We start from the raw sequence: 258 nt of genomic DNA, 5'->3' as shown, positions 1-258 counted from the left end.
CCGAAAGCCCACATCGTCTTCGGGCCCGCTGCCTTCAGCTCTGATACTGGCTCGCAGCTCCTTGAAACGCCCCGATTTAAACGAAGCGCCTTTAACCACATGGCCCTGACCGCTGCTAACCCCTAAATAATCCATATGCACTTGCTCCGTGTTTGGTACATTCAGCGCATAATAATCATGTACCCATTCACGCACATTACCATCTAAATCGAAAAAGCCGGCTCGCTCCGCTTTAAAGCGCCCGTGGGCAGCTTTAAA

General features: G+C 51.6%; 1 protein-coding gene. It reads right to left on the bottom strand.

Annotated features, from left to right (window positions below):
- Nucleotides 1–258, bottom strand: a 258-nt coding sequence (locus RMT89_RS44020; RefSeq protein ID WP_315889367.1) for an SUMF1/EgtB/PvdO family nonheme iron enzyme, incomplete at both ends; no start/stop codon positions are given.

Origin of the sequence: Streptomyces sp. P17 (assembly GCF_032436805.1) — a bacterium.
Classification (GTDB): domain Bacteria; phylum Actinomycetota; class Actinomycetes; order Streptomycetales; family Streptomycetaceae; genus Streptomyces.
Note: the sequence above shows the minus strand (reverse complement) of the source record. Positions and strands in the feature narration are given on the sequence as shown.